At 76.2% G+C, this 403-nt stretch carries 1 protein-coding gene; it reads right to left on the bottom strand.

The annotated features are described in order from the left end of the window. A partial coding sequence (locus EHS43_RS45975) for a homocysteine S-methyltransferase family protein (protein ID WP_185806710.1) occupies positions 1-403 on the bottom strand: 403 nt, incomplete at both ends.

Genomic DNA, 403 nt, shown 5'->3' with positions numbered 1-403 from the left:
TCCCAGCGCCGTGCCCCCGCGTCCCAGGTCTCCCCGCTGTTGGGGTAGACCACGACCGGCTTGCCGGTGACCCGCGCGGCGGTCTCGATCGCGGTGTCCACATCCCCGGGGACGCAGCAGTTGACGCCGACCGCGACGATCTCGTCCACGTCGGCCGCCAGGGCGAACGCCTCCTCCAGCGGCTGCCCCGCGCGGGTGCGGTCGCCCGCGACGGAGTAGGAGAGCCAGGCCGGCACACCGAGACCGCGGACCACCCGGAGCAGCGCCGCGGCCTCGTCGGCGTCCGGGACCGTCTCCAGCGCCAGGACGTCGGGCCCGGCCGCCGCGAGCACCTCCAGCCGGGGCCGGTGGAACGCCTCCAGCTCGGCCACGCTCAGACCGTAGCGCCCGCGGTACTCCGAGC

Origin of the sequence: Streptomyces sp. RP5T, assembly GCF_003933965.1 — a bacterium.
Taxonomy (GTDB): domain Bacteria; phylum Actinomycetota; class Actinomycetes; order Streptomycetales; family Streptomycetaceae; genus Streptomyces.
This window is presented reverse-complemented; position numbering and strand designations above follow the sequence as displayed.